Source organism: Polymorphobacter fuscus (assembly GCF_011927825.1).
In the GTDB taxonomy this organism is placed as follows: Bacteria; Pseudomonadota; Alphaproteobacteria; order Sphingomonadales; family Sphingomonadaceae; genus Sandarakinorhabdus; species Sandarakinorhabdus fusca.
The window spans coordinates 2,425,742-2,447,979 of record NZ_JAATJI010000001.1 but is presented as its reverse complement, the minus strand read 5'-3'; the positions used below and the strand labels follow the sequence as shown (position 1 = coordinate 2,447,979).

At 61.6% G+C, this 22,238-nt stretch carries 19 protein-coding genes and 1 pseudogene; 13 read left to right on the top strand and 7 right to left on the bottom strand.

The window, feature by feature from the left end:
• The first annotated feature begins 373 nt into the window (after window positions 1–373).
• The 3 genes from GGQ62_RS11725 to GGQ62_RS11715 are packed head-to-tail and all read left to right on the top strand — an operon-like array spanning window position 374 to window position 3,340.
• The gene (locus GGQ62_RS11725; protein WP_152577160.1) at window positions 374–1,810 is read left to right on the top strand and encodes an ATPase domain-containing protein; all 1,437 of its coding nucleotides are present in this window, start codon (window positions 374–376) and stop codon (window positions 1,808–1,810) included.
• Window positions 1,807–2,856, top strand: coding sequence for a sensor histidine kinase (locus GGQ62_RS11720; protein ID WP_207790480.1), 1,050 nt, complete (start codon window positions 1,807–1,809; stop codon window positions 2,854–2,856). The genes GGQ62_RS11725 and GGQ62_RS11720 overlap by 4 nt, the downstream gene beginning before the upstream one ends.
• A 22-nt stretch (window positions 2,857–2,878) precedes the next feature.
• Entirely contained in the window at window positions 2,879–3,340 is a 462-nt protein-coding gene (locus GGQ62_RS11715) for a response regulator (protein WP_152577161.1), read from the top strand.
• A gap of 87 nt (window positions 3,341–3,427) precedes the next feature.
• On the opposite strand, the pseudogene GGQ62_RS16785 reads toward GGQ62_RS11715, so the two are convergent.
• Both GGQ62_RS16785 and GGQ62_RS11705 read right to left on the bottom strand, forming a co-directional pair.
• Window positions 3,428–3,703 (bottom strand): annotated as a pseudogene (locus GGQ62_RS16785) (hypothetical protein); the annotation flags it as partial.
• 914 nt (window positions 3,704–4,617) lie between these two features.
• Window positions 4,618–4,974, bottom strand: a complete 357-nt coding sequence (locus GGQ62_RS11705; RefSeq protein WP_152577163.1) for a hypothetical protein — start codon at window positions 4,972–4,974, stop codon at window positions 4,618–4,620.
• Between the two features lie 479 nt (window positions 4,975–5,453).
• On the opposite strand from GGQ62_RS11705, the gene GGQ62_RS11700 reads away from it, so the two are divergent.
• Window positions 5,454–7,811, top strand: coding sequence for a TonB-dependent receptor (locus GGQ62_RS11700; protein ID WP_167649594.1), 2,358 nt, complete (start codon window positions 5,454–5,456; stop codon window positions 7,809–7,811).
• Window positions 7,811–9,304, top strand: a complete 1,494-nt coding sequence (locus tag GGQ62_RS11695; RefSeq protein WP_152577165.1) for a CehA/McbA family metallohydrolase — start codon at window positions 7,811–7,813, stop codon at window positions 9,302–9,304. The genes GGQ62_RS11700 and GGQ62_RS11695 overlap by 1 nt, the downstream gene beginning before the upstream one ends.
• A gap of 444 nt (window positions 9,305–9,748) precedes the next feature.
• Here GGQ62_RS11695 and GGQ62_RS16435 read toward each other — a convergent pair whose 3' ends face one another.
• Entirely contained in the window at window positions 9,749–10,534 is a 786-nt protein-coding gene (locus tag GGQ62_RS16435) for a PEPxxWA-CTERM sorting domain-containing protein (RefSeq protein WP_152577166.1), read from the bottom strand.
• Window positions 10,535–10,925: 391 nt separating this feature from the next.
• The gene (locus GGQ62_RS16430; RefSeq protein ID WP_243446625.1) at window positions 10,926–11,489 is read right to left on the bottom strand and encodes a PEPxxWA-CTERM sorting domain-containing protein; all 564 of its coding nucleotides are present in this window, start codon (window positions 11,487–11,489) and stop codon (window positions 10,926–10,928) included.
• 474 nt (window positions 11,490–11,963) lie between these two features.
• On the opposite strand from GGQ62_RS16430, the gene GGQ62_RS16425 reads away from it, so the two are divergent.
• The gene (locus tag GGQ62_RS16425; protein WP_243446071.1) at window positions 11,964–12,557 is read left to right on the top strand and encodes a PEPxxWA-CTERM sorting domain-containing protein; all 594 of its coding nucleotides are present in this window, start codon (window positions 11,964–11,966) and stop codon (window positions 12,555–12,557) included.
• 139 nt (window positions 12,558–12,696) lie between these two features.
• Here the strand turns inward: GGQ62_RS16425 and GGQ62_RS11675 are convergent, their stop codons facing one another.
• Window positions 12,697–13,566 (bottom strand): hypothetical protein, encoded by an 870-nt coding sequence (locus tag GGQ62_RS11675; protein ID WP_153401186.1) that lies wholly within the window; start codon window positions 13,564–13,566, stop codon window positions 12,697–12,699.
• A 565-nt stretch (window positions 13,567–14,131) separates the two neighbouring features.
• On the opposite strand from GGQ62_RS11675, the gene GGQ62_RS11670 reads away from it, so the two are divergent.
• The gene (locus GGQ62_RS11670; RefSeq protein ID WP_152577168.1) at window positions 14,132–14,749 is read left to right on the top strand and encodes a thioredoxin domain-containing protein; all 618 of its coding nucleotides are present in this window, start codon (window positions 14,132–14,134) and stop codon (window positions 14,747–14,749) included.
• A gap of 90 nt (window positions 14,750–14,839) precedes the next feature.
• Here GGQ62_RS11670 and GGQ62_RS11665 read toward each other — a convergent pair whose 3' ends face one another.
• Window positions 14,840–15,127, bottom strand: coding sequence for a helix-turn-helix domain-containing protein (locus tag GGQ62_RS11665; protein WP_152577169.1), 288 nt, complete (start codon window positions 15,125–15,127; stop codon window positions 14,840–14,842).
• Window positions 15,124–15,465, bottom strand: coding sequence for a type II toxin-antitoxin system RelE/ParE family toxin (locus GGQ62_RS11660; protein WP_152577170.1), 342 nt, complete (start codon window positions 15,463–15,465; stop codon window positions 15,124–15,126). Before GGQ62_RS11660 ends, GGQ62_RS11665 begins: the two co-directional genes overlap by 4 nt.
• A gap of 246 nt (window positions 15,466–15,711) precedes the next feature.
• On the opposite strand from GGQ62_RS11660, the gene GGQ62_RS11655 reads away from it, so the two are divergent.
• From GGQ62_RS11655 to GGQ62_RS11630, 6 genes are all read left to right on the top strand, one after another.
• Window positions 15,712–16,248 (top strand): PEPxxWA-CTERM sorting domain-containing protein, encoded by a 537-nt coding sequence (locus tag GGQ62_RS11655; RefSeq protein WP_152577171.1) that lies wholly within the window; start codon window positions 15,712–15,714, stop codon window positions 16,246–16,248.
• A 477-nt stretch (window positions 16,249–16,725) separates the two neighbouring features.
• On the top strand, window positions 16,726–17,034 hold the full coding sequence (locus GGQ62_RS11650) for a PadR family transcriptional regulator (protein WP_194163360.1): 309 nt from the start codon (window positions 16,726–16,728) through the stop codon (window positions 17,032–17,034).
• Window positions 17,031–17,612 carry a hypothetical protein gene (locus GGQ62_RS11645; protein ID WP_152577172.1) on the top strand — a complete coding sequence of 194 codons (582 nt, stop codon included), beginning with the start codon at window positions 17,031–17,033 and terminating at the stop codon, window positions 17,610–17,612. The genes GGQ62_RS11650 and GGQ62_RS11645 overlap by 4 nt, the downstream gene beginning before the upstream one ends.
• A 4-nt stretch (window positions 17,613–17,616) precedes the next feature.
• Window positions 17,617–18,066, top strand: a complete 450-nt coding sequence (locus GGQ62_RS11640) for a hypothetical protein (protein ID WP_152577173.1) — start codon at window positions 17,617–17,619, stop codon at window positions 18,064–18,066.
• Between the two features lie 387 nt (window positions 18,067–18,453).
• Window positions 18,454–21,063: a TonB-dependent receptor gene (locus GGQ62_RS11635; protein ID WP_424022255.1), complete on the top strand. Its 2,610-nt coding sequence runs from the start codon at window positions 18,454–18,456 to the stop codon at window positions 21,061–21,063.
• 12 nt (window positions 21,064–21,075) lie between these two features.
• Window positions 21,076–22,167 (top strand): tyrosine-protein phosphatase, encoded by a 1,092-nt coding sequence (locus tag GGQ62_RS11630; protein ID WP_152577175.1) that lies wholly within the window; start codon window positions 21,076–21,078, stop codon window positions 22,165–22,167.
• Window positions 22,168–22,238: the final 71 nt, after the last annotated feature.

The window sequence follows — 22,238 nt, the reverse complement described above, 5'->3', positions numbered from 1 at the left end:
TCCGAGGCTGGACGGGAGGCTTCAAGCTCGCCACGCAGCTATGTCGGCGAGGATTGGCGAGGGTCGGCGGCATAGCCGGCGTCCTCATGTTTGACTCGCGTCCGAGTGTTAACTCGCAACAATGGGCTCGAAGGCATTCGAATGCCAAGCGGCAGGTCCGCTCCCGATCGATTGACAGGGACCCGCGCGTCCGGCAGCTGTGCCATCGTGTAGACGAGTAACAATCTGATGTTTATCAGCTTTTGATGGCAGACGTTGCCGTTTCCACGTAGTGGCTGGAGTGATGCTGCGGCCGTTTTGGACTTCACAAATTTGTGTTTATGAGGGGACGCGGGCCGTGTGCGGCTGCGTATCGGTTTTGCCGGAGGCATGAGTGACCAAGCGTAAAGTATTGAAACCGGTGCCGACCGGGATACCCGGCCTCGACGAAATCCTGCGCGGCGGGTTGCCGCCTGCGAACCTCTACCTGCTCCAGGGCGCACCGGGCGCCGGCAAGACAACCGCAGCACTCCAGTTCCTGCGCGCCGGGGTGGCGCTTGGAGAGCGCTGCATCTACGTCAGCCTTTCACAGACGGCAGTGGAACTCGAATTGATCGCCGCTTCGCACGGCTGGACTCTCGAGGGTATCCGCGTCGAAGAACTTTCCGCATCTGATTCAGCTACTGCCGCCGGCGACCAGACGATCTTTCAAACCGTCGAGCTCCGGCTCGACGAGACGCGGCTGGCGATCGAGAAAGCGATCGAAGAGCACAAGCCAAGTCGCCTTGTCTACGATTCGCTTCTTGAAATTCGTCTCATTACCGGCGACGCGCCGCGCTTCCGCCGGGAATTGATCGCCTTCAAGGCATTTTTGGCGAAGCGCAATGTCGTTGCTCTGTTGCTCGACACGCAGCATGGCGAGATCGCCAACGGCGAGGAAATCGAGGGGATTCCACACGGCGTTATCCGGTTCGACCAGACGCTCGAGGATTACGGGTCGCTTCGCCGCCGAGTCGAAGTGTGCAAGATGCGCGGTGTCCCAATCGCCGATGGCTATCACGACATGGCGATCCGCGAGGGCCAGGGCGTCGTCGTATTCCCGCGCATCCTGCCGGGCCACGCGATCGAAACCGGCAAGCCCGAGCTGATCAAGTCAGGGGTTGAGGCCCTCGATGCGATGTTCGGCGGCGGCCAGGAATCGGGCACGACGACGCTGGTGATCGGGCAGCCGGGCACGGGCAAATCGACGATGGCATCGCTGTACGCGACCGCAGCGCTGAAGCGCGGGGAAAGCGTTGCGGTCTTCCTGTTCGAGGAAAGGCTGGAAACCTTCTTCCGCCGGTCCGAGGGCCTCGGCATGGACCTGCGCAAATACCACGAAAAGGGCCTGTTGATCGTCGAGGATTTCAACCCCAACGAGATTTCGCCGGGCGAATTCGCCCAAGTCGTGCAGGCAATCGTCAAGACCGCCCAGACCCGCGTCGTGGTGATCGACAGTTTTACAGGCTATCTGAATTCCTTGCCGCAACGCAACATGGCGGTGCGCGATATCCAGGCGCTGCTGAAATATCTCGCGCGGTCGGGCGTGCTGACGATCCTCATTGTCGCGCAGCACGGGCTGCTCGGCCAGAATGTCGGGGTCGATGTCGATGTCAGCTTTCTCGGCGACACGGTACTGCTGTTGCGTATTGCGGAGCATGACGGGCGCCTGCGCCGCAACATCACCGTCGTGAAGAAGCGACATGGCCCCCACGATCTTTTCGTGCACGAGCTGTTCATCAATGCGTCGGGCATTTCGGTGGTGCCCTATAATCCCCTGCCCGAAACATGAGGACACGCTTGCCCGAGGACGAGATCGCGCTCGACCATGTGCTGGTCATGGCGCCGTATCGGCGCGATGCCGAATTTCTGCAGAAGCTGTTTGCCGAAAACGAAATCGACGTCGAGGTGTGCGCCGATGCCGGGAACATCGTCGAATGTCTCGCCGATTCGCCGGGGGTGCTGGTTCTGACCCACGAGGCGTTAACGCCGAGCGTGATCGCCTATGTCGCCAGCCATTTGGTGTCGCAGCCGGCGTGGTTCGAAATGCCGATCGTAGTCCTGCTGCATCGAACGTCCGATGATGCGCGGCTGAAGGCCGAGCTTGCGTCGGCTTGGCCACAGGCGCGGCACCTTTATTACCAGCGGCCGGTAACGCCGGTGGAGCTGATCAGCGGCGTGCAGTCGGCGATGTTGTCTCGCATTCGCCAGCGCGATGTCCGCGATCACATCGCTCTCGAAGTCGAACTGCGTCGCGAGCTCAACCACCGTGTCAAGAACATCCTCGCGAGCGTTACGTCAATTCTTGAACTGACCTACCGCAGTGCGGATAACCTTTCGGAGTTTGCCAATGATCTTCGCGGTCGTTTGATGGCGCTGTCCAACGTGCATTCGGCGGTGTTCGAGGCTGCCGATGAAGCGGTCTCGTTTGAACAGATCGTCAACCTGACCTTCGAGCCATACCGTATTGCGGGACAGGGCCGTATTTCCGTCGGCGGCCCGGTCGTGATGCTGTCCCGCGGTGCCGGAACAACGCTGGCATTGTGCCTTCACGAACTTGCCACCAACGCGATCAAATACGGCGGCCTTTCGACCGGAGCGGGGACGGTGTCGTTTACATGGTCGCTGTCGGGCACCGATCCGGTCGAGCTTGCTGCCGTTTGGCAGGAAGCCGGAGGGCCCGCGGTCACTGTCCCATCCCGTGCCGGCTATGGCACTCGCTATCTCAAGTCCGCACTGGCGAGCTTGTTCGGCGCCAAGCCTGTCCTGACCTATGACGCCTCGGGCCTGCGCTGCGAAGTGACGGGCCGCGTTTCGCGATTGGCTTGGAACGCTTGATCCAGATCAACGTTAGGGTCTCATGCAGGATCTTCGGCCACTCCACAGCACGCCTCTGCGTATATTCTGCGTTGAGGACAATCCTCTGATTGTATGCCATCTCGAAATGATGATCGAGGACATGGGCCACCGGTTTGTAGGGTCCACAGAGAGCTTCGCCGACCTTCAGAATCATGTTGATCCGTCCGCTATTGATTGTGCGCTGGTCGATATCGATCTTTGCGACGGAGCGACCGGGCCGCAAGCAGTTGCGTGGCTGGCAGCGAACGGCATTCCGTCTGCATTTGTGACCGGCCAGGAACTGACAGCTGAACAGCATAGTAGTGGCGTCGTTTGCACTATCGGCAAGCCGGTCACTGCACCGAGTCTTGCAACTAGTCTGGCTGCGCTTGCGCGGGCGCTAGACGGCAACAGAACCACAAGCCACTGCCGCGATTCGATCCCATTGGTACAGACTTCAGAAACGACGCCAGCGCTCCGCTAGTTGTGAACCGACGTGGAATATTGACCCCTGTTGAGGGGAGCTCGGCGCGAAAATTTGGCTCTGACGCACTCCTTATGAAGCTGCCGGTCATTCAGCACATATGAGCCTGGCCTGGAGCAGATCGAGCTTTCCACGACAGTACATCTGACGTTTGACGCGCTTGAGCTTGGTGATCTGGCCCTCCGTCTAGCAATTCGACCATGGGGAGACGATTGCCGCCCTGACGGCAGCGATATCGCGGCTGACACCGTTGGCGAACGAGGCGACGAGGCTTCTCGACGCCTGCTTGACCCACGGATCGAGATCGGTAGCGGCTTTGCGGTGGAAGCCGTCGATGGATTCGCGTGCCTCGACGAGGAGCGGAACCCCGGTTTTGCCAGCGGCAACGATGACGGTCTCGGCTCTGGTCAGGGTGTCGCGTCCGATTGCCATAAGATTGGCGATCGTCCGCGCTGACCGAAAGCGATGCAGTGTGCCCGCGTCGGCCGCCTCGGCGCGCCGGTGGCGGGCGACCCATTGTGTCACGACCCGGAGCGAACCGCGAAAGCCCTTGGTCCTCAGACGGCGCCACAGCTCGGTACCGTTCTAACAGCCATCTGCCCACTAATCGGCAAGCCACGGAAGGTAGTTTTCGAGTGAGCTTTCCCGGACGCGGATTAGATCACTGCATTCGCCGCGCAAAATCCGCCTGACCAGACCACGGGCCATAGCCGGTGCGACGCACGATATCCTTGATGGCATAGCCATCCCTGGCGCTGGCCAAGATCGCGGCGTTGGTTTCCTCGCGACGGAGATATACGTCATGCTGGAGCCGCTCGGCTGCAGTAAGAAGCTAGGGATTGATCGTCATGACGCCAACCGCGCGCCGGTTTTGCCGCATCGATCTGCGGACGGCGTCCAGGAACGCCCGACTAGCGTTCTTCATCAGATGCCATCGATCGGCAACCTGAACTGCGTGGATAAGCCTTGGCAGCAGCGCGGGCATAGCCGCCGCCTCGGTCACGAGCGACAATGGCGATCTGTTGCTGTTCGGCGTGCCATCTGTGCCGTCGCCGCTTCGCGGCCCGGGAGCAAGGTGATGGGGCGCCGCCGTTCCAGATCGCAAATGATCGTGCCGTGGCTGGGCTCAAGATTGTCGACTTGTGTTAAACGGCAGTTCAGCGACCCGCTAGGAACGGCCACAGTATTCCAAAGCCGGGTATAATCCCTGATCTGGAAGGGTCCCCTAGCTGATAGTGTTCGCGCATCCGACGACAACAAGGATGAGCGCTTTTGCGTCAAGCAGTTTCGGCTGCACCTGAGGGCTCAGCCCGGGATTCGAATGCGAGGAACATTGCCGCGAGCGCCAGCACGGCAAGGCCGAGCCGGCGCGGCCAGCGACGAGTTCGTCCTCGGTTATGGGCCATTGCAGGCGATCCTGACGCCGGCGTCGGCGATCTTTCGAGACAGCACGGCCGGCCAAAGCGGGCAAGACGGCCATCCGGCTTTCGGATCGTCCCGTCGACCATGGCCAGCCGGATGTAGGACAGGTGAACCGCGCGAACGACCGGTCTCAGGCCGTCACCGCCAGCCTGCGGCACAAGGGCTTCGAGCGGCGTCAACGAAAGGTCGGCGTTCCAGACTTCATCAGCCACCGTTCGCATCTCGCGAGGTCGTGCGAGAGACCCCGATGACGACCGAAGTCCTGGCTCGGGACAAAGCCTTTCGGCGATCGACAAAATGCTTCCACTCCCGAAGGTTCCTCCTCAACAACGGGATAAGGATGGACGCGTTCCTGAAGACACCATAGCTGCACCTCGAAATTCGGCGACCGCGGCAAGGTGGAACGGCCTGAAGGCAGCCGGCTTGACAGCACGAAGGGGGGAAGCGGTCTGGCGACAATGCCCGGCAGGCCGTCGCATGTGGTGGCGATTGTCTTGGTTCCGACGCAAATTCAACGTCCACTTGTAATGAACACCGCATACGGCCCCGCCCATCGGTTTGTAACAGCGGGTCCATCATGTTAGTTCGTTTTGCCTGTTCCGTCGCTGCGCTCACCTGCTCCGGCGCCGGATTGGCGCAAGAGATGGCAGCGGCTGTTGCCAGCCCTGCATCCGATTTCGACGCGATCATCGTGACCGGTCGCGCCGCCGGGTCGGAGATGCGCAAGGCCGAGGCGAGCTATGCCATCACCACCATCGACCAGCAGTCGCTGAAGCTGGCGCCGCCGATTTCCACCGCCGACACCTTTCGCCGCGTGCCGGGCTTCTGGGTCGAATCGTCGGGCGGCGAAGGGTCGAACAACGTCCGCTCGCGCGGCATCCCCACGGACGGCTATTCGTCGGTCGGCCTGCAGGAAAACAGCCTGCCGGTGCAATATGACGGCGCGCTCGGCTATCTCAATGCCGACCAGAGCTTCCGCGTCGATGATACCATTGCCCGCGTTGAAGCTGTGCGCGGCGGGCCGGCGTCGATCTTCTCGCCGAACTCACCGGGCGGTGTCGTCAACTTCATCACCCGCCGGGGCACCGATACGCCAGGCGGCGCCGGGTCGGTCCGCTACACGTTCACCGACACCACAGCGCACCGCGTCGACGCCTGGTTCGGCAAGGAAATCGCCCCCAATCTCGGCCTTCTCGTCGGCGGCTTCTACCGCGAGGGCGATGGCATGCGCGACATGGGCTTTACCGCCGAAAAGGGCGGCCAGATCCGCGCGACGCTCAACTATGACGATGGCGACAACAGTGTTCTGCTCGATGTCCGGCACCTCGACGATCGCACGCCCTTTTATCTGCCGGTCCCGCTGACCTTCAATTCCGATGGCGGCATCATCGCAGTTCCGGGCTTCGACCCCCTGCGCGACACGCTGGCCGGCAGCAACAACCAGCGCGTGGCAATCAAGAATGTCGGCGGCCCGTTCGATTTCGACCTGACCGAAGGCAGCCACACCCAGCTGACCGCTGTTACCCTTGAAGCCAAGGTGCGGATGGCCGAGGGCGTTCACTTCGAAACGCGCAACCGATATCGCACCAGCGATATCCTGCGCAACGCGCTGTTCCCGACCGGCAACGTCGATACCATCGCCAACTACCGCACCAGCCTGCTGGCGCAGGCGCGCGCCGGCGGGCTGACCGGCGCCACCGGCATCCAGCTGCGCTATGCCGACGACGGCAGCGCGGTCCCGGCCGACGCCAACGGCAACGGCCTGCTCGTGCAGGGCAATTTCCTGTCGGCATCGGTGCCGCTCGACGAGATCATCTCCGACAACCGCATCACTGCGACGGTCGGCAACCATGCGCTTGCGGCCGGCGTCACCTATGCCCATTCGGACTTCCGCTTCGATCGCTACATGGGGACGGCCTTGCTCGATGTGCGCGGCAATTCGCGTCGTGTCGATGCGGTCGCTGTCGACGCAGCGGGGGCGGTCGTGGGTCGGGTTACCGACGACGGCTTCCTGCGCTACGGCTCGCTGTTCGACAACGCAGGCATCTCAACCGATAACATCGCCTTCTACGCAGGCGACGAATGGCAGCTGACACCGGAGATCCGGATCGACTTCGCGGGACGCTACGAGAAACTGTCCTTCCGCGGCCTCGTTGCCAACAAGCGAACGGTTAACCTGGGCGATCCGACGACGATCGCCGACAACAATGTCACTACCTTCGGCGACGGCTATGTGCGGGTCAACCAGCGCTACGACGGCTTTGGCTGGACTGTCGGCGGCAACTGGCAGTTCGAGCCGAACATGGGAATGTTCGCGCGCTATACCGACACGTTCCGGCTGCCATCGGCAGGCGAATGGAGCGGCAACCCGACCCGCACCGACCAGGGCAAGGTACCGATCAAGATGGGCGAAGTCGGCTTCAAATATGGCGCGTCGGCCGTCAGCCTGTTCGCCACCGCCTTCTGGACAAAATTCGAGCGGCTGACGCTGACCGACTGGTATTTCGACAATGCGACGAGCACCTATCTGTCGCGCGTCGCGATTGCCGGTTCGGAAACCTTCGGCGTCGAGGCAGAAGCGCGGGTGCGGCCGGTCGGCTGGTTCGACCTTGGGCTGGCGCTGACCTGGCAAGACCCGAATTACAAGAATTTCACTTACACCGATGCAACCGGCAACCCCGTCGATTTCAGCGGTCGCCAGCTGATCCGTGTTCCGAAACTCGCGGTGCGCTTGACGCCGGGGATCAACCTGTTCGACGACCGGCTGCGCGGCGAGGTCGAAGTCGAACATTATACCAAGCGGTTCGCCGATATCGCCAATTCGCAACCGCTGCCGGCGTTCACCAACGTCAACCTCAACCTGCGCGCTGTGGTGACCGAAAATGTCGCCGCCGGCCTCAACGTGTCCAATCTGTTCGACACGCTGCAGCTGACCGAGGGCAATCCCCGTGCCGGCAGCTTTGTGTCTGGCGATGCCGGCGCCCAATATTTCCTGGCACGGCCGAACTTCGGCCGCATCATCCGGGCGTCTGCAACGGTCAGCTTCTGATGCGCTGGCTGGCCTGGCTGCTGCTGGCGCTGCTGGCGGCGCCCGCGGCAGCGGCCAACCCCGGGACTGATGGCGGGCTCGCCGGCGGGAGGGCGCCGGACCGGGTACTGACCGGGCAGATCAGCCGCGCCGATTACCAGACCTACAAGTCCGTTCCCTTCGCCTTTCCAAAAGGGGCCGACCGGCTGCTGATCGCGATCGACCTCGATCGGCAGGAAGAACGCACCGTCATCGACATCGGACTGGAAGACCCGAATGGCATCCGCGGCGCGTCGGGTTCCAACAAGCGGGTCATCCTTGTCGGCGAGACAGCGTCGACCCCGTCATACCTGCCGGGCGCGATGGTGCCGGGTGCGTGGAAGCTGCTGATCGCCGTGCCCAACATCCGCGACGGCGTGGTCGCAACTTGGACGGCGCGGCTGTGGTTCCTGAAGCCCGGCGAGCCCGACACGCCGCCGCCGACCGCTGGGCGCGGCCCCGGCTGGTATCGCGGCGACCTGCATCTCCACAGCGGCCAGTCCGATGGCGCCTGTGCGCCCCAATCGGGCGGCGCCAAGGTGCCGTGCCCGCTTTTCCTGACCTTGCAAACGGCGGCGGCGCACGGACTCGATTTCGTCTCGCTGACCGAGCACAACAGCGTTGCGCATCACGGCCCTCTGCGCGAGGCCCAGCCATATTTTGACAGGATGCTGCTGATCCCGGGACGCGAGATCACCACCTTCTTCGGACATTTCAACATTCACGGCGTGACCCGGCCGATCGATTTTCGAATCCAGCCCGGGGGCCCGGTGACCTTCGACATGATCGCCGACACGGTACACCGGCTGGGCGGCATCGTCGTCGTCAACCATCCGAGGCTGCCATCCGACGAGCGGTGCATGGGGTGCGGCTGGACGATGCCAGCGGTCGACCCCGCCAAGGTCGATGCGATCGAGACCGTGAACGGCGCGTCGGTCGGAGCCGTCGGCGGCGCCGTGTCGGGCCCGGTCGACGGAACGCCGTTCTGGCGCAACTGGGTGGCAGCAAACGGCGCCACCACTGCGCTCGGCGCCTCGGACAATCACGACGGCGCGGCGCGCACCGATACGCTCGGCGTTGTCGGGCGGCCAGTGACAGTGGTGTTTGCCGATGACCTAACCCAGCCGGCGGTGCTCGGCGGCATCAAGCGCGGCCGGGTATTCATCGATACCGAGAATGTGCCCGGGCGCCATCTCGACTTCACCCTGCGCATCGGCGGCGTACGAACCCATATGGGAGGAGTCGCGATGCGGGGGGCCAGGCCGGTCGTGCTCGATGCCGATGTTGCGGCGCCTGCCGGGACAATACTGCGGGTGATCGATGGCGACACGATCGTGGCCGAGCATCGGCTTTCGGGCGTGCGGCAGGCGATTGCGACGCCGCTGAAGCTCGCCAAAGGCCGCCATCTTTTGCGGCTTGCCGTGCTGCGGGACGGTCAGGCGATCCTTATGTCCAACGCCATCGTCGTCGAATGATGGCAATGACGACCGTTGGGGCCCCGATCCGTTTGCCCGACGCTGCCTCCAATCAATCGCCTTGAATCAACTTTCGGAACCTTGGATCAGGTTTTGGTGACGCTTGAGGGTCCCCTTTAGGGAGACTTGCCGAACCTGGGTGCCCGTTCATGTGGAATGCCATTGTGAAGACCCCGCTGTCCTTCGTCTCGACCACGGCAGTCTTGGAACAGGCGAGACGCTCGCTGGTATTGCTGCGCTTAAAACCGCCCTTCCACTGATATCGGTGCGGGGATAATCTGATCATGACGGACAAGCCGAATGCGGCCAACATCGCTTCTCATGCGGAGGCGACCTTTTGGTTCGTGCGGTGGTCGGTAGCTCTGTTCGGCTTCGGGGTTCGCCAATAAAAAGGGCGGCGGCCTGTACTGGCCGCCGCCCCTTGTTCGGGCCGCCGATGAGCGATCAGGCCGCGACAGCAGCCTTGCGGCGGCGGGCAGCGATGCCGACCATGCCGAAGCCGAGGATCATCATGCCCCAGGTCGCCGGCTCCGGCACCTCGGCGGTGATGGCGCTCAATGCGTAGCCCTGGCCGCCATTGCCGAGGAAGTTGACATGGCCACCCGCCCGCGTCGTCAGGATATAACGATCGAAGCGCGTCGTGATGTCGAGTCCGAAGGTGCTGGTGCCGCCATTGGCGCTGGAGAAGGTGTTGCCGATGAGCGTTCCCCCAGCACCGCCCTTGATCGTGGCCGAAGCGGCGACAGCGGCGTCGACCGTTGCCGAAAAGCCCGTGCCATAGCCGAGGTCGACGAGACTACCATTCGTGTTCACGCCGTACACCTGAAGGGTGTCATCGGCATCGACCGCAGTCAGCTTGAGGCCGCGCAGGTAAAATGCGTCGCTGCCGGTCAGCAGGAACGCTTCGCGCGCCGTGCGGGTGTTGGTATCCATCTGCGTCCCCGAACCGCCACCGTTGATGCCGAGGCCGCCGGCGGTCTGGGTGATCTGGTTGGGAGCCGCATTGGCGAAGCTGCTGATGTTCGTCAGACCGCTATTGACCGTCGTCGCCACCGGCAGCGAAAACGTGAGTGCCGTAACGGTCAGGGCGAGCGAGATGTTCGACTCGGTGACCGAGGTTGTCGCAGCGCCCGCGCCCGCGACATCGGCGAGCAGGATGACGGCCGATGCCGGGGTTGCTGCAACGGTAGCGATCGTGGCGGCGGCGAGAAGGAAACGCTTGAAGACCATTTTTCTACCCTGTTGTTACGTCGGGCCTGCAACGAGCAGGCCCTACACGGCAAACCTATGCAACATCGGTGCCAATAACCTTAACGGAGCAGAAACAATACCTTAGTGACTTCGATAGAATCGGAAGTGTAAAGCATACCGGCACTTTGTGTGCCATTAGAGTTAACGCGCCAGCAAGGCTACGCAGCTCCCTCGGGCGATACCCGTCAGCAAAATGCATCATATTCTATGATCGACAGCCAATCTGGAGCCCCCTGTCGTGGGCGCCGCCAAAGTCCGCCGGAAACACGACGCGTCCGACGCCCAGTGAAAGGCATGCTTTATGTCATGGCAAAGGAGCATAGCAGGGGATTACGGCTACGATCCCCTGCACAGCCCACGCCATTTGCCGTTAAGCGACTGCCGTTCGACGCTGGCGCATTGTGCCGCCGACGAGGCCGAAGCCTGCAATCATCATCGCCCATGCAGCAGGCTCGGGCACTGCACCGGCGCTGGCGAGCACGATCTCGCCCGGGCCGAAGAACGAGAGCGTGTAAGCTCCCTTATCCCAATCGCTGTAACCCGACGCGACGACAAAATATGACGTTCCGAGGGTAAGCTCGGTCGTGAAACCGCTATTTCTTCCTACCAAATCGTCATTGTAGATTTGCGCGTTGGCCAGCGGCGAGCTTGGATCGAAGCTTCCCGCGTAGAGCCCAAGATAATTATCGAACTCACTGAGCATCGTGATCATATACGCGCCGCTCGCCAGCACCGTGAACTCGGTAGCTTGGTAGGCGACATCCATGCCGAAATCATCGAGCATGACCGGTGCATCGCTGCCGTTTTCTTGCGGGCGATGAAACGTCGGGGCAACGATTGTGTCACCCTCGACCGTGAGATTTGGCCCGGCTGCGAAAGCTGGCGACCCCAGAAGAGCAACGCTGGCCAATGCAACGAAATAGAGACTTTTCACATGTTTACTCCCTGTGACGATCATCCGCTACCGCCTAGATAGCGGTTCGATGCGCTGTTTCGGCAGCTACCAGAGGGTCGGTAACCACGAAACCGTCGGTTATCCAAAATGAGTAGCTGGTTCATTGCGTCGAGTTCGCCTGGACCATTAACAGGGCCTTACGGCGTCTAGGCCGGGCGACGGTTAGGTCACTCTCGATAAGACTGATGGGGACTATTTCTTCGCCCGATCTGGTTGCCGCGGGCATCACTTCGGCTACGGCCGGGGGGCCGATTGCATCCACTCGAGGAAAGCCATGAGCAATTTTGCCCGTGGGTTTATTGCCTTGATATCGGACGCGCGGTTAGCGGCAAATGTCCCACAATGGAAGGTTGGGGCACTCGCTTAAATGCGTCGAACTCGGTTTAACAATAGGCAACGGTTTTGTCTGGCGTCGTAACGGATTGTTCCGATGTTTCTTTTTTTGGAGTGTGTATGATTAAGAATGCTTTGGTTGCCTGCTTATTGCTGTCGACGTTCGCAACACCTGCGTCCGCCGCCTATATTTTTGATGTTAAAGAAGTGGGTAACGATGTTGTTGTCACTGGCTCTGGCTCGTTGAACCTGACGGGTCTGACCTCGCTTGGTCCGAACGTAGCCAACGGTGCGCTTCGTGCCGAAGATCCAGTTTTCATGGTTGTGGGCTTTGGGGGAGGGCCGACTTACTCAGGTTTGACTGGCCCCGACAGCTTTGGAAGATCTGGCTTTGTTCAGGCAGACACTAATACGGGCGATGTTGTGGGGCTCAGCCAAAGTCTGTTCATCGTGCCAAACGGATACGTTTCCGGAACGCAGATCGCCCCGAGCACCTCGACATATAGCAACCGGACCTTCGCTTCGCTGGGTCTTACGCCGGGGACCTACACGTACAACTTCAACAGTGGTGCGAACGCAGACACCTTCAAGATCCAGATCGGAAATGTCGCAGCCGTTCCTGAGCCTGCGTCATGGGCGATGATGATTGCCGGCTTCGGCATGGTCGGCGCAGCAGCGCGTCGCCGTGTCCGGACTTCGGTTTCGCCGGCCTGAGGCCTGAAAACTTCGGCATTTGGGACACCGCCGGTGGCAAGGCCGGCGGCGTTTCATGCCGCTGAATGGCGCCCAGCATAGCGCTGTTCGTCCCAGGCTGGTGTTCAAAGCGCTTGGTGAAACGCTGCCGCAGCCGTGGTCACGCGCCGGCCCGGGCCAGCAGTTTCCCGCGCGCGATTGCCGGATCATAGCCCTCGGCCAGAAGCGCCCGGAACTGCCGCGCGACATAGCCACGGTATGCCAATCGCGCCTGCTTGGGCTGTTCCTCGTGCAAGTCCGCCGTCGCCACCAGCCAGCCGTCGCGTGCCACCGGACGCGCCACCCGCAGCAAACGCAGCAGTTGCGCGCTCCGCCACACGGTGGCGTAGGGTAGGCCGAAGCGCGTCGCAACCACCAGCAGCGGCACCGGCTCACGCAGCGCATCCGGCGTGTTTTCATAGCGATAGCGACGGGACAGCACGGGGCTGGCCTTTACGGTCCGGATATTCTCATAGGCGATGCCAAGATACACGATGCCGGCGCACCAGTTCGTCAAAAGCATCGGCTGTAGTGCGAACGGAACGAGCACGATATCCAGCGCTCGTTCGATCACATTCACGGTCGGCACGGCCCACACGCTGCCCGGCTTGACCGGCAGCATGTCGTCGGCGTCGGCAAGATCAGTGCCGTACAACAGCATCGTGTCGTGCACTGCCGCCAGGTAGCTCGCTATGTGGTCGGTCATGTCGCCGGTCACCGCCAGCGCCGCGCCGCGCTGGTCCACAACCGCCACGCCGGCGCTTTCGAGCCAGCGCAAATGCCGTCGGATCGTCTCGAAGGGTCGTCCCAGCGATGCCGCGATCCCGCTCATCGACACCGGCTGAGGTTCGGCAGGCGGGCAGATCCGGCCGTCGGCAGAGATCCAATCGCGCGCGCACAGCCGTGCGAGCAATAGGAACGCGGCGCCTTCGGGGCGGCTCACCGGGAGCACACACTGCAGCGCTGCAACATTGCGCGAATGAAACTCCATCTGAGCGCGCACCGACTGCCAATTGTCTTTGTCAGGATCAAGCAGGCTGCTGATTTTATACTTCCTTAAGAGCCCGTAGATGAGACTTTTTCGCGCCACTCAAAGGCTATCGGTTCCCTACCCGATAAGGCCGCGCGCCGGAAACACCTGATTCTTGCGTAGACGCTCGCTCTTGTGTTCATTCCAAATGGCTCCTCAGCCGACCATTTTTCGGCTGCTCCGCCTTGGGCGCCCGCTTGCCGATTACCCGGTCGACCTGTCGGTGCCGATGGCAGGCGCCTACATTTAAAAACCGACAGCAGGGGTGAAGTTCATCTCGAATCCAACGCGCGAGTCTCGATGATGCTGTTCGCAGCGGTAATGACGCCGCCCGAGAAGGCCGAGCGCTTTGCGCGCAATCTGTCGATACTGACATTCGCACGCCCTAGACGCCCGGCTCGCTGAACGTAGATCGTCGGAATTTAGAAGAAGGACGAGGACGCGACGAATGCAGCGTGACATTCTGTAGCGGCTGTGGCGTTGCTGAGCTGTGTCGTCCGTAAAGCCCTTGCGCCTTCTCGTTGGAATGATTGCCGTGATCGTCGCGGCGCAGCTTGTAAACATGGGCCTCCAGCGGCTTCGTCCGGCACCATCGCCGACACTCTTCAATGCTGCGTCCGGATTGGCCGGGGCATCTGCCCCCTCGTTCGACCCTGACACGGCTGACGTCGTGATCCTTTTCTTTTCAGATTACGCGTGCCCGCTCTGTAGGGCGATGCATCGTGATCTGCGCAAGCTCGTCGCTGCCGATGAGCACGTTCGCATCGTCTATCGCGACTGGCCCATCTTGGGCCCGCAATCGGTCCGGGCAGCCCGACTTGCGATCGCCAGTGTGCGCCAAGACCGCCACGCGGCATTTGACGACGAGCTGATGCGACGTGGAGGCTCGCTCGACGAAGCGGCGCTGCGGGCGGCAGCGGCACGTGCCGATGTCGACTGGTCCCAGCTCGCAGAGGATACCGAGCGCGATGCAGCTACGATCGATCAATTGCTCGACGCATCGTCGAGGGTTGCCCGTGGGGCCAACTTCGCGGGGACGCCGACCATTGTGATTGGGCCGTACCTGTCGTCGGGTCGCATTAGTTATGATCGCATGACAGAGCTCGTCGCGTTGGCGCGCAATCGGAGCTCGAGCGGAAGTTAACGAACGCGCGGTTGCTTGGGTAACCGCAGCCTAAGGTCCCCTTACGTACAGTTCATCTACTGCTGAACGCCGGTGTTTCCCTGCAGAGTGTTAGCGCAACAACTCGCTGACCAAGGAGGGCTTGCGAGCGATCATCGCGAGCAAGACCTGGGCAGGGCCGGTGGGACGGCGACGTCCCTGTTCCCAATTGAGCAAAGTGCCCCTCGCGACGCCGATGCTGCGTGCAAATGCACCTTGCGACAGTCCGGTGCTGGCGCGGATCGCTGCGACATCGACGTCGGGCACCGTGACTTGATGGACCTGTGCACCATCATCGTTGCCGTCGGCAAACGCCAGAGCTTCGCCCAGACCCTGCTTGATACTGCTGAAAGCGGTCATCGAGATCCTCCGTAACGCGCCACCAAAGCCTTGCTCATCGCGACCAATTCCGTCTGCTCGGACTTGCTCAAATTCTCCATCTCGTTCTTGGCGAAGACCGTCAGGAGGAAGATTGGCATCTCCAGTCCGCCAAACACGTAGATCGTTCGGTATCCACCGCTTTCGCCACCGCCTTCGCGCGCGATGCGGACCTTGCGAAGTCCACCACCAAGCGAGATTCCCGCTTCAGGGTTTGCAGCGATGAAGTCGACAACTCCCGTTCGCTCGTCGTCCGTCATGATTGCCTTGGCGCGCCGCAGGAATTCGGGCAGCTCCACGACAGTCTGCAATCTCGCCATTCCGTTTTACTATGCGCCAGTGACGCATAGGTCAACGGCCGTGCAACCGGGCAAGGAAGGCTCCGCCCCCCACTACCGCAATAACGCCGGCAAACATCCGGTTAGCCGGATTGTTTTCCGATCCGATGATGCCAACTGCCCTCCTGCACGACGCAGAGGGACAACCTGAAACCCTTCCGCGATCAGCAACGTATCTTGCCAGTCGATGAACCGCGGCCTGCGGCTCTGACAGTGAGGAGTTGTAACGTGAGAATTTTGCTTATGGGCTTGGTTGCCTTAACGACTACGGCCGCCTCTCCGGCCTCGGCTGCGCTGCTGATGTTCGACTTTACAGGACGCGGTCTCGGCGGCCCGGTCGCCGCAACTTTCCAGCTCGATAGCAATCCGGTCCCAGACATGACCAATGATCCCGGTTTTGGTATCCAGCAGATCTTCTTCAATAACGTCCCTGGTGTGTTTAACGGGAATGCCGAAACGGCCACGACGATTGCGTTTGGGAAGGGCCTGGCCGCCCAATTCCAAATCCTCGGAACGTCGGCGGGCTTTGCCCAGTTCGGCGGCGACGAGGTGTTTTCGGGCACATTGGATAAGCCCATATTCCGAGCCGGGACCTACAACTTCACCGGCCTTTTCAGCAGCGGCACTTTGACGATCTCCGAAGTTGATGTGGCGGCTGCGGTTCCTGAGCCCGCTTCCTGGCTGACAATGATCCTTGGATTTGGATTGGTCGGCGTAGCGGTGCGACGACGCGTAGCTGCCCCCGCTGTAGGGTTCGCGGCCTGAGCCAACTTGTGGCGAGCGTGCTTTCTGCGCTGATCTTACCTCGGCGCATAAGCACGCTCGTTTGCAAGTGCGAACGACTTGGGCATGTGAATGCACGGGCTCGGCGCGCCAGCCAGTGATAGCTGAGCCATTTTCCCGTCAAAAGCCAAATGTCGCAGGACACTGGAACTCTCCCGGCGATAAGTTCCGGTTGTGCGTGTCTGCTCGTCAAGCCCGCAAATTTTTCCGCCAATGCCGTCCGTCGCACTAGGCCTTCGGCGCCATCCATCATGAAACAGTCGCGGAGGCCGTCCTCCTGCCGACATCGCGGCATTGCGGCGTCCATGAGACTGAGACTCGACAGGTCCGGCGCTATGCAACCAGTTATGAGACAATGGCGCGGCTTAGCTGAGGGCGGTGGTGAAGAAGGTCAGCGATGCGCAGCCAGTCCCAAATGCCTGATTGACGACCATTATCTACATAGGTAGATAATCAAGAATGGCACCACGTCCTCATTCATCACGTCAATCGCTGTCCGTTCTGGAAGCGCTGATCGCGCGCCCGGAAATGTGGCGGCACGGATATGATCTGCTTCAGGAAACGCAGCTCAAATCCGGTACGCTTTACCCGCTGCTGATGCGTCTGGCGGACGACGGGCTGCTCGAATCCGAGTGGCGCCCACCTGTTCCTCCGGCTCGCGCCCCGCGTCATGCGTATCGGCTCACCCCTTCAGGTCGCGCCTTTGCCCAGTCTATGCTGGCCCGGGCGGAAATGACCAGGCCTCGGCTGATCGGGATAACCGCATGAACAATCATAATCGCTTTTTGGCGCTCACGCTCATCGGGTGGTGCGCTGTGCTGCTTCCACCCGAACGCGCATCTTGGGCTGCTGCGATGAAAGCCGAGGTGGCCGCGATCGAGGATGGGAAGGCAGCGTTATCCTTCGCCGTCGGATGCATTTGGGGTTCGCTCAAGGAGAGGACGTTGACCATGACATTCGCCGCTCGGTCGATGCGGTTCGCCACAATCTGCGGAATGCTCGCGCTTTCGATCCTGTCTGCTGCAATAGCGGGTCGGCTGGTTGACGCTCATGCGTCCAGTGCGTTGGTTTTCGGTCTGACGTCCGCCCTCTTCGCAGCGGCGGCAGTATGGAGCTACCTGCGGGGGGCATTGGCTTTGGTGCAAACCGCGAGCTCGATGATCCCTCTATACATCGTAGCCTATGCCTTCGTGTCGCCCGATGCGGGCACGGCCGGCGCGTGGATCAACGCAAGACTGTATCACGCTCTCGCGATCGAAGGGATTGTCATCTGGGCTGCCCTTCTGACGTGCGGCATCTTCATGCTCCGCGCTGAAACGCTCCATCACCAAGCGCACGTGAGTTGAATCAATGAAAAATGGCTGGCTGGTCGCAGCAGGACTTTTGAGCACCGCTGCATCATTGTTGCACGTCGCAACCATCATTGGCAGCCCCGACTGGTATCGGTTCTTCGGAGCCGGGGAAGAGTTGGCGCGGGCGGCCGAACGCGGCTCAGCAATGCCCGGCCTGGTTACGGCGGCGATTGCCGCGATCCTTGCCGTATGGGCATTGTACGCATTCTCTGCCGCAGGCCTTGTTCGGCGACTGCCCATGTTGCGCACCGTGTTGGTTCTCATCACCGGCGTGTATCTGCTTCGCGGACTGGCGCTCGTCCCCTTGCTCGTGTTCAAGCCGCAGTTGGTCGATACCTTTGCGATCGTCAGCTCTGTTATCGTTCTGTGCTACGGGCTAACCTACGCGGTCGGGACATGGCTGGCTTGGCCTAGTCTTCGATCAACAATAACTTTGCATCACGTCTAGCCAGTACGGTTCGACCGACCGCGGTTCCGGGAACCATCGTCCCGAATCTGACGGAAAGCAGCAATTCCAAAAGCGGGCCGTCGGTGGTCTGCCACATCGCGGGTCCCCCTACGGACAACTGGGGGCGGCCGAACTTCGCTGTCCGAGTAGCACTGACAGGACAGAGCACAATTGGCCGCATATTCGCCGACCCTGTGCTGACGCCTAAGCATACGGCATGGGCGGTTCTACCTGTCGATCGACACAGTGCCTCGGCCGGCTTTGCGCTCAACCTTTCCGCACGTTCGTCACAAGTGGGAAATTTAACTTTCCCAGAATTGCCATTAAGCCGCAACAGTAAAGCAATGAACGCCCCTTAGCCCGCTGGCGGGTCAAGGGGGCATAGGCATGCAAATCGTTAAGATGAGCGTTGGACGATGGCTTGCGGGGGCAGCGCTTGTCGTCTGGTCGGGTCCTGGTTGGGCGCAGGCTGCACTTGCTACAGCGGCCGTTAATGCTCCGGTGGTCGACGAAGAGGAAATCGTCGTACGCGCGCCTATCGCCGAGGCGCAGGCACTTGCGATTCAAGAGCAGCGCCGTGCCGATAATCTCGTGTCGGTGCTTGCCGCGGACTCCATTGGCCGCTTTCCTGACCAGAATTCGGCTGCGGCGCTCAGCCGCTTGCCGGCGGTCGCAGTACAGCGTGACCAAGGTCAGGAACGCTACATCCAGGTGCGCGGCGCTCCGAACCGCTGGACCAGCGTTCTCGTCGATGGCGTGCCGATCGTCGGGGTCGATGAAGGCGGCGGCAGCCGCGCCTTCCGCTTCGACGCGATCCCCAGCGTCATCCTGTCGAGCGTCACCGTCAACAAGTCGTTGACGGCCGATCTGCCCGCTGAAGCGGTGGTGGCGCTGATCGACATGAAGACGTTTTCGCCGATGGATCGCAAGGGCTTCGATGTTGCCGGCGATGTCGGCTATGGGTGGATGGAGTTGGGCGGCGGCCAGCAGCGGCAGGCATCGCTGCGGGCGTCCTGGTCGAACGACAAGGTCGGGGTGCTGCTCGCCGGGTCACATTATTGGCGGGACCAGGTGACCGACAACCGCGAATTCGCCTACGGCGCCGACAATCTGCCGACGACCTTCGATTTCCGCAACTATCGCCTGACGCGCGAGAACAACGGGCTTTCGGCCGGGCTGGAGTTCCAGCCGTCGGAGGGCCAGCGCATCTTTATCAAGGGCATTTTCACCGAGTTCAATGACGATGAGGAGCGCAACCAGTATGCGTTCCAGAATTCGACCGCATTCTCGGGGACACGCGGCGCTGTGAGCGGTGACCTGGTCGGCGTTTCGGTGCGCGGCACCATGTCGGACTCGGACTATCGCAACCGCAATTATCTGGTCACGCTTGGCGGCGACCACGAACTGACCGACGACTGGTCGGCAACCTGGCGCGGCAACTACACCAAGGTCGTCAACACCAGTTACATCCCGTTGCTGCTGCAGAACCAGGCGATCAACCCGTTTCTGCGTCCAAGCCTGACCTATGATCGCAGCAATCCCGACCTGCCGATCCTGTCGCTGTTCACCACCGTGCCGGGCCCCGGCACACCGCCGAACCCGGCACGGGTGCGCGGTGTCCCCGTGTCGGCATTCAATCAGGCCGCTTTCGATTTCAACGTTGCGCTGCCGCTGTATTCGAGCATCCGCTCGGAAAGCTACACCGCCAAGGCGGATGTGCTCGGCGCGATCGGCGATGTCGAAGTCCGGTTCGGCGCGCAATATGACGACCGCGATATCGACGGCAATGTGTTCAGCCAGATCACCCGCAACATCACCGGCTTGCCGGCAGGCGATTACGTAACCGACCGGCCCTGGGTAACGGGTTTCCCGAGCGGGACCAGCTTTAACTATGTCGATAACAAGCGCCTGCGTGTCGATCTCGAAAGGGCGCTCGATGCGCAGACCCCGGGCGGCTTTGATGTCGAGAACTTCATCAGCCCGACTGACCGTTACGAGATCGGCGAGAAGCTGTTTGCCGCCTATGCCAGCGGTGCGGTCGAATTCGGCACCGCGCGCGTCGTGTTCGGCGGCCGGCTTGAAAATTTTGTGCAGGAGAGCAGCGGTTTCGTCCGCGTCGGCACGACCGTGACGCCGCTGACCGTGCGCAACTCCTATTGGGATTTCTTCCCCAGCGTTAACGCCAAGATCGACTTGACCGACGATATCGTGTTCCGCCTTGCGGGTCAGCGCAGCGTGTCGCGTCCGGGCTTCGGCCAGGTCCGCACCGGAGCTGCGATATCCGACACCTCGACTCCGGGGACGGTTTCGGGGGGCAACCCGAACCTGCGGCCCGAATACACATGGGGCGTCGACACAGCGCTCGAGTATTATATTCCCGGCAACGGACTATTGTCGGCCAGCATCTACTACCGCTGGGTGAGCAACGTGCTGTTCGACAGCCGCACCCGCGTAAATTCCGACATCTACAATTCCGGTGGCATCGATCGCTCGAACTATGATCTGATTTCGACGCTGAACGGAGACAATGGCAAGCTCTACGGCCTCGAACTATCCTATCTCCAGCAGTTCAAGTTCCTCCCCGGCGCACTCTCGGGCTTTGGCTTCCAGGGCAATATTTCGTTCATCGGCGGCAGCTTCGACACCTTCGACCGCACCGGCGCCGGCTTTCCCGGCACGTCGGACCGCATCGTCAACGCCTCGCTGTTCTATGAGAAGTACGGCTTTTCGGGGCGCGTTTCGTATCAGTGGCGCTCGGACTGGGTCGATACGCTCGGCGGCTTCGGCGTGGGCGTGAACGGCGATGAGCGCCGCGCCGGATATGCCAACCTCGATGTGGCGCTGCGCTATGCGGTGACACCCAACATCACCGTGTTCGTCGACGCGACCAACCTGACCAACGAAACCTACGTCGCCTATCAGGGCGCGCGCGACCGGCCGACCGAAGTCGAGCAGATCGGCCGCCGCTACCTTGGCGGCGTACGCTTCAACTTTTGAGGAGAAACGGCGATGCGCGCAGAGACGTTGATCGCAATCGCGCTGGTGCTGGCGCCACTGTCGTCGGCAGCGCCAGTCGCAGCCAAAGAAACCGCCAGCGCGCTCGCGCGGCCGACGGGTTCGGCCGAGCGCGATGGCGACAAGCTCACGCTGCGCTGGACCGGACTGGGTGATGCGGTGACGGTCTGGCAAGTGCCCCGCGGCGACGCTCTAGCCAAGGATGGCACGGTGGTCGGCAATGCCATTCGCGGGAGCGAGACGGTGGTCGTCGCCGCAGCGAGCCCACGCCCTTATTTTGTGGTGCGCGACGACAAGGGGCATGAGCTTCGCCTCGCCGAAAGTCTGTTGCCGCTCGAAGGCGGCGTCAATTTTCGCGACCTCGGCGGGTACCGTGGCGCCGGCGGCAAGCCCGTCGCCTGGGGACATATCTATCGGTCAGCGGTGATGAGCGGGCTGACAGCGGCGGATTTTCGCTATCTGAACGATCTCGGCATCGGCGCCGTGTGCGATCTGCGTGCCAACGAGGAACGCGACCGTGATCCGGTCAACTGGCCGGCCGAAATGAACATGCGGGTACTGGTACGCGACTACAAGCTCGACATGGCGCCGCTGATGACGCTGTTCACCAGCGGCGGCGATGTCTCGGCGGAAAAGACCCGGGCCGCGATGACAGCGGTCTATGCCGACATGCCGTTCAGCTTTGCGTCGCAATACAAGGAAATGTTCGGCGAGCTGCTGAAGAGTGACCGCCCGCTGGCGTTCAACTGTTCCGCAGGCAAGGATCGAACAGGGTTGGCGGCGGCACTGGTTCTCAGTGCGCTCGGTGTGCCGCGCGAGACAGTGATTGAAGATTATCTGCTGTCGAACCGGTATTACAAGCCAAAGCCACCGAAGCCCGGCGCCGCTCCCGATCCGACGATGGCGATGTTCGCGCGCCTGCCCCCCGATGTCGTGCAAGCGCTGATGGGGGTCGACAGGCAGTATATCGAGGCGGCGTTCGCCGCGATCGACGCCAAGGGTGGCATGAGCCGCTATCTTCGCGAAAACATGGGGCTCGGACCCGCAGAATTGACTCGGCTGCGCAGCTTGTATCTTCAGAGCTGACCGAACCCGCACGCTCGGTCCGGCTCATCGGTCGACTACAGGTCGTTGTAATCACGCCGTCACAAGAAGTG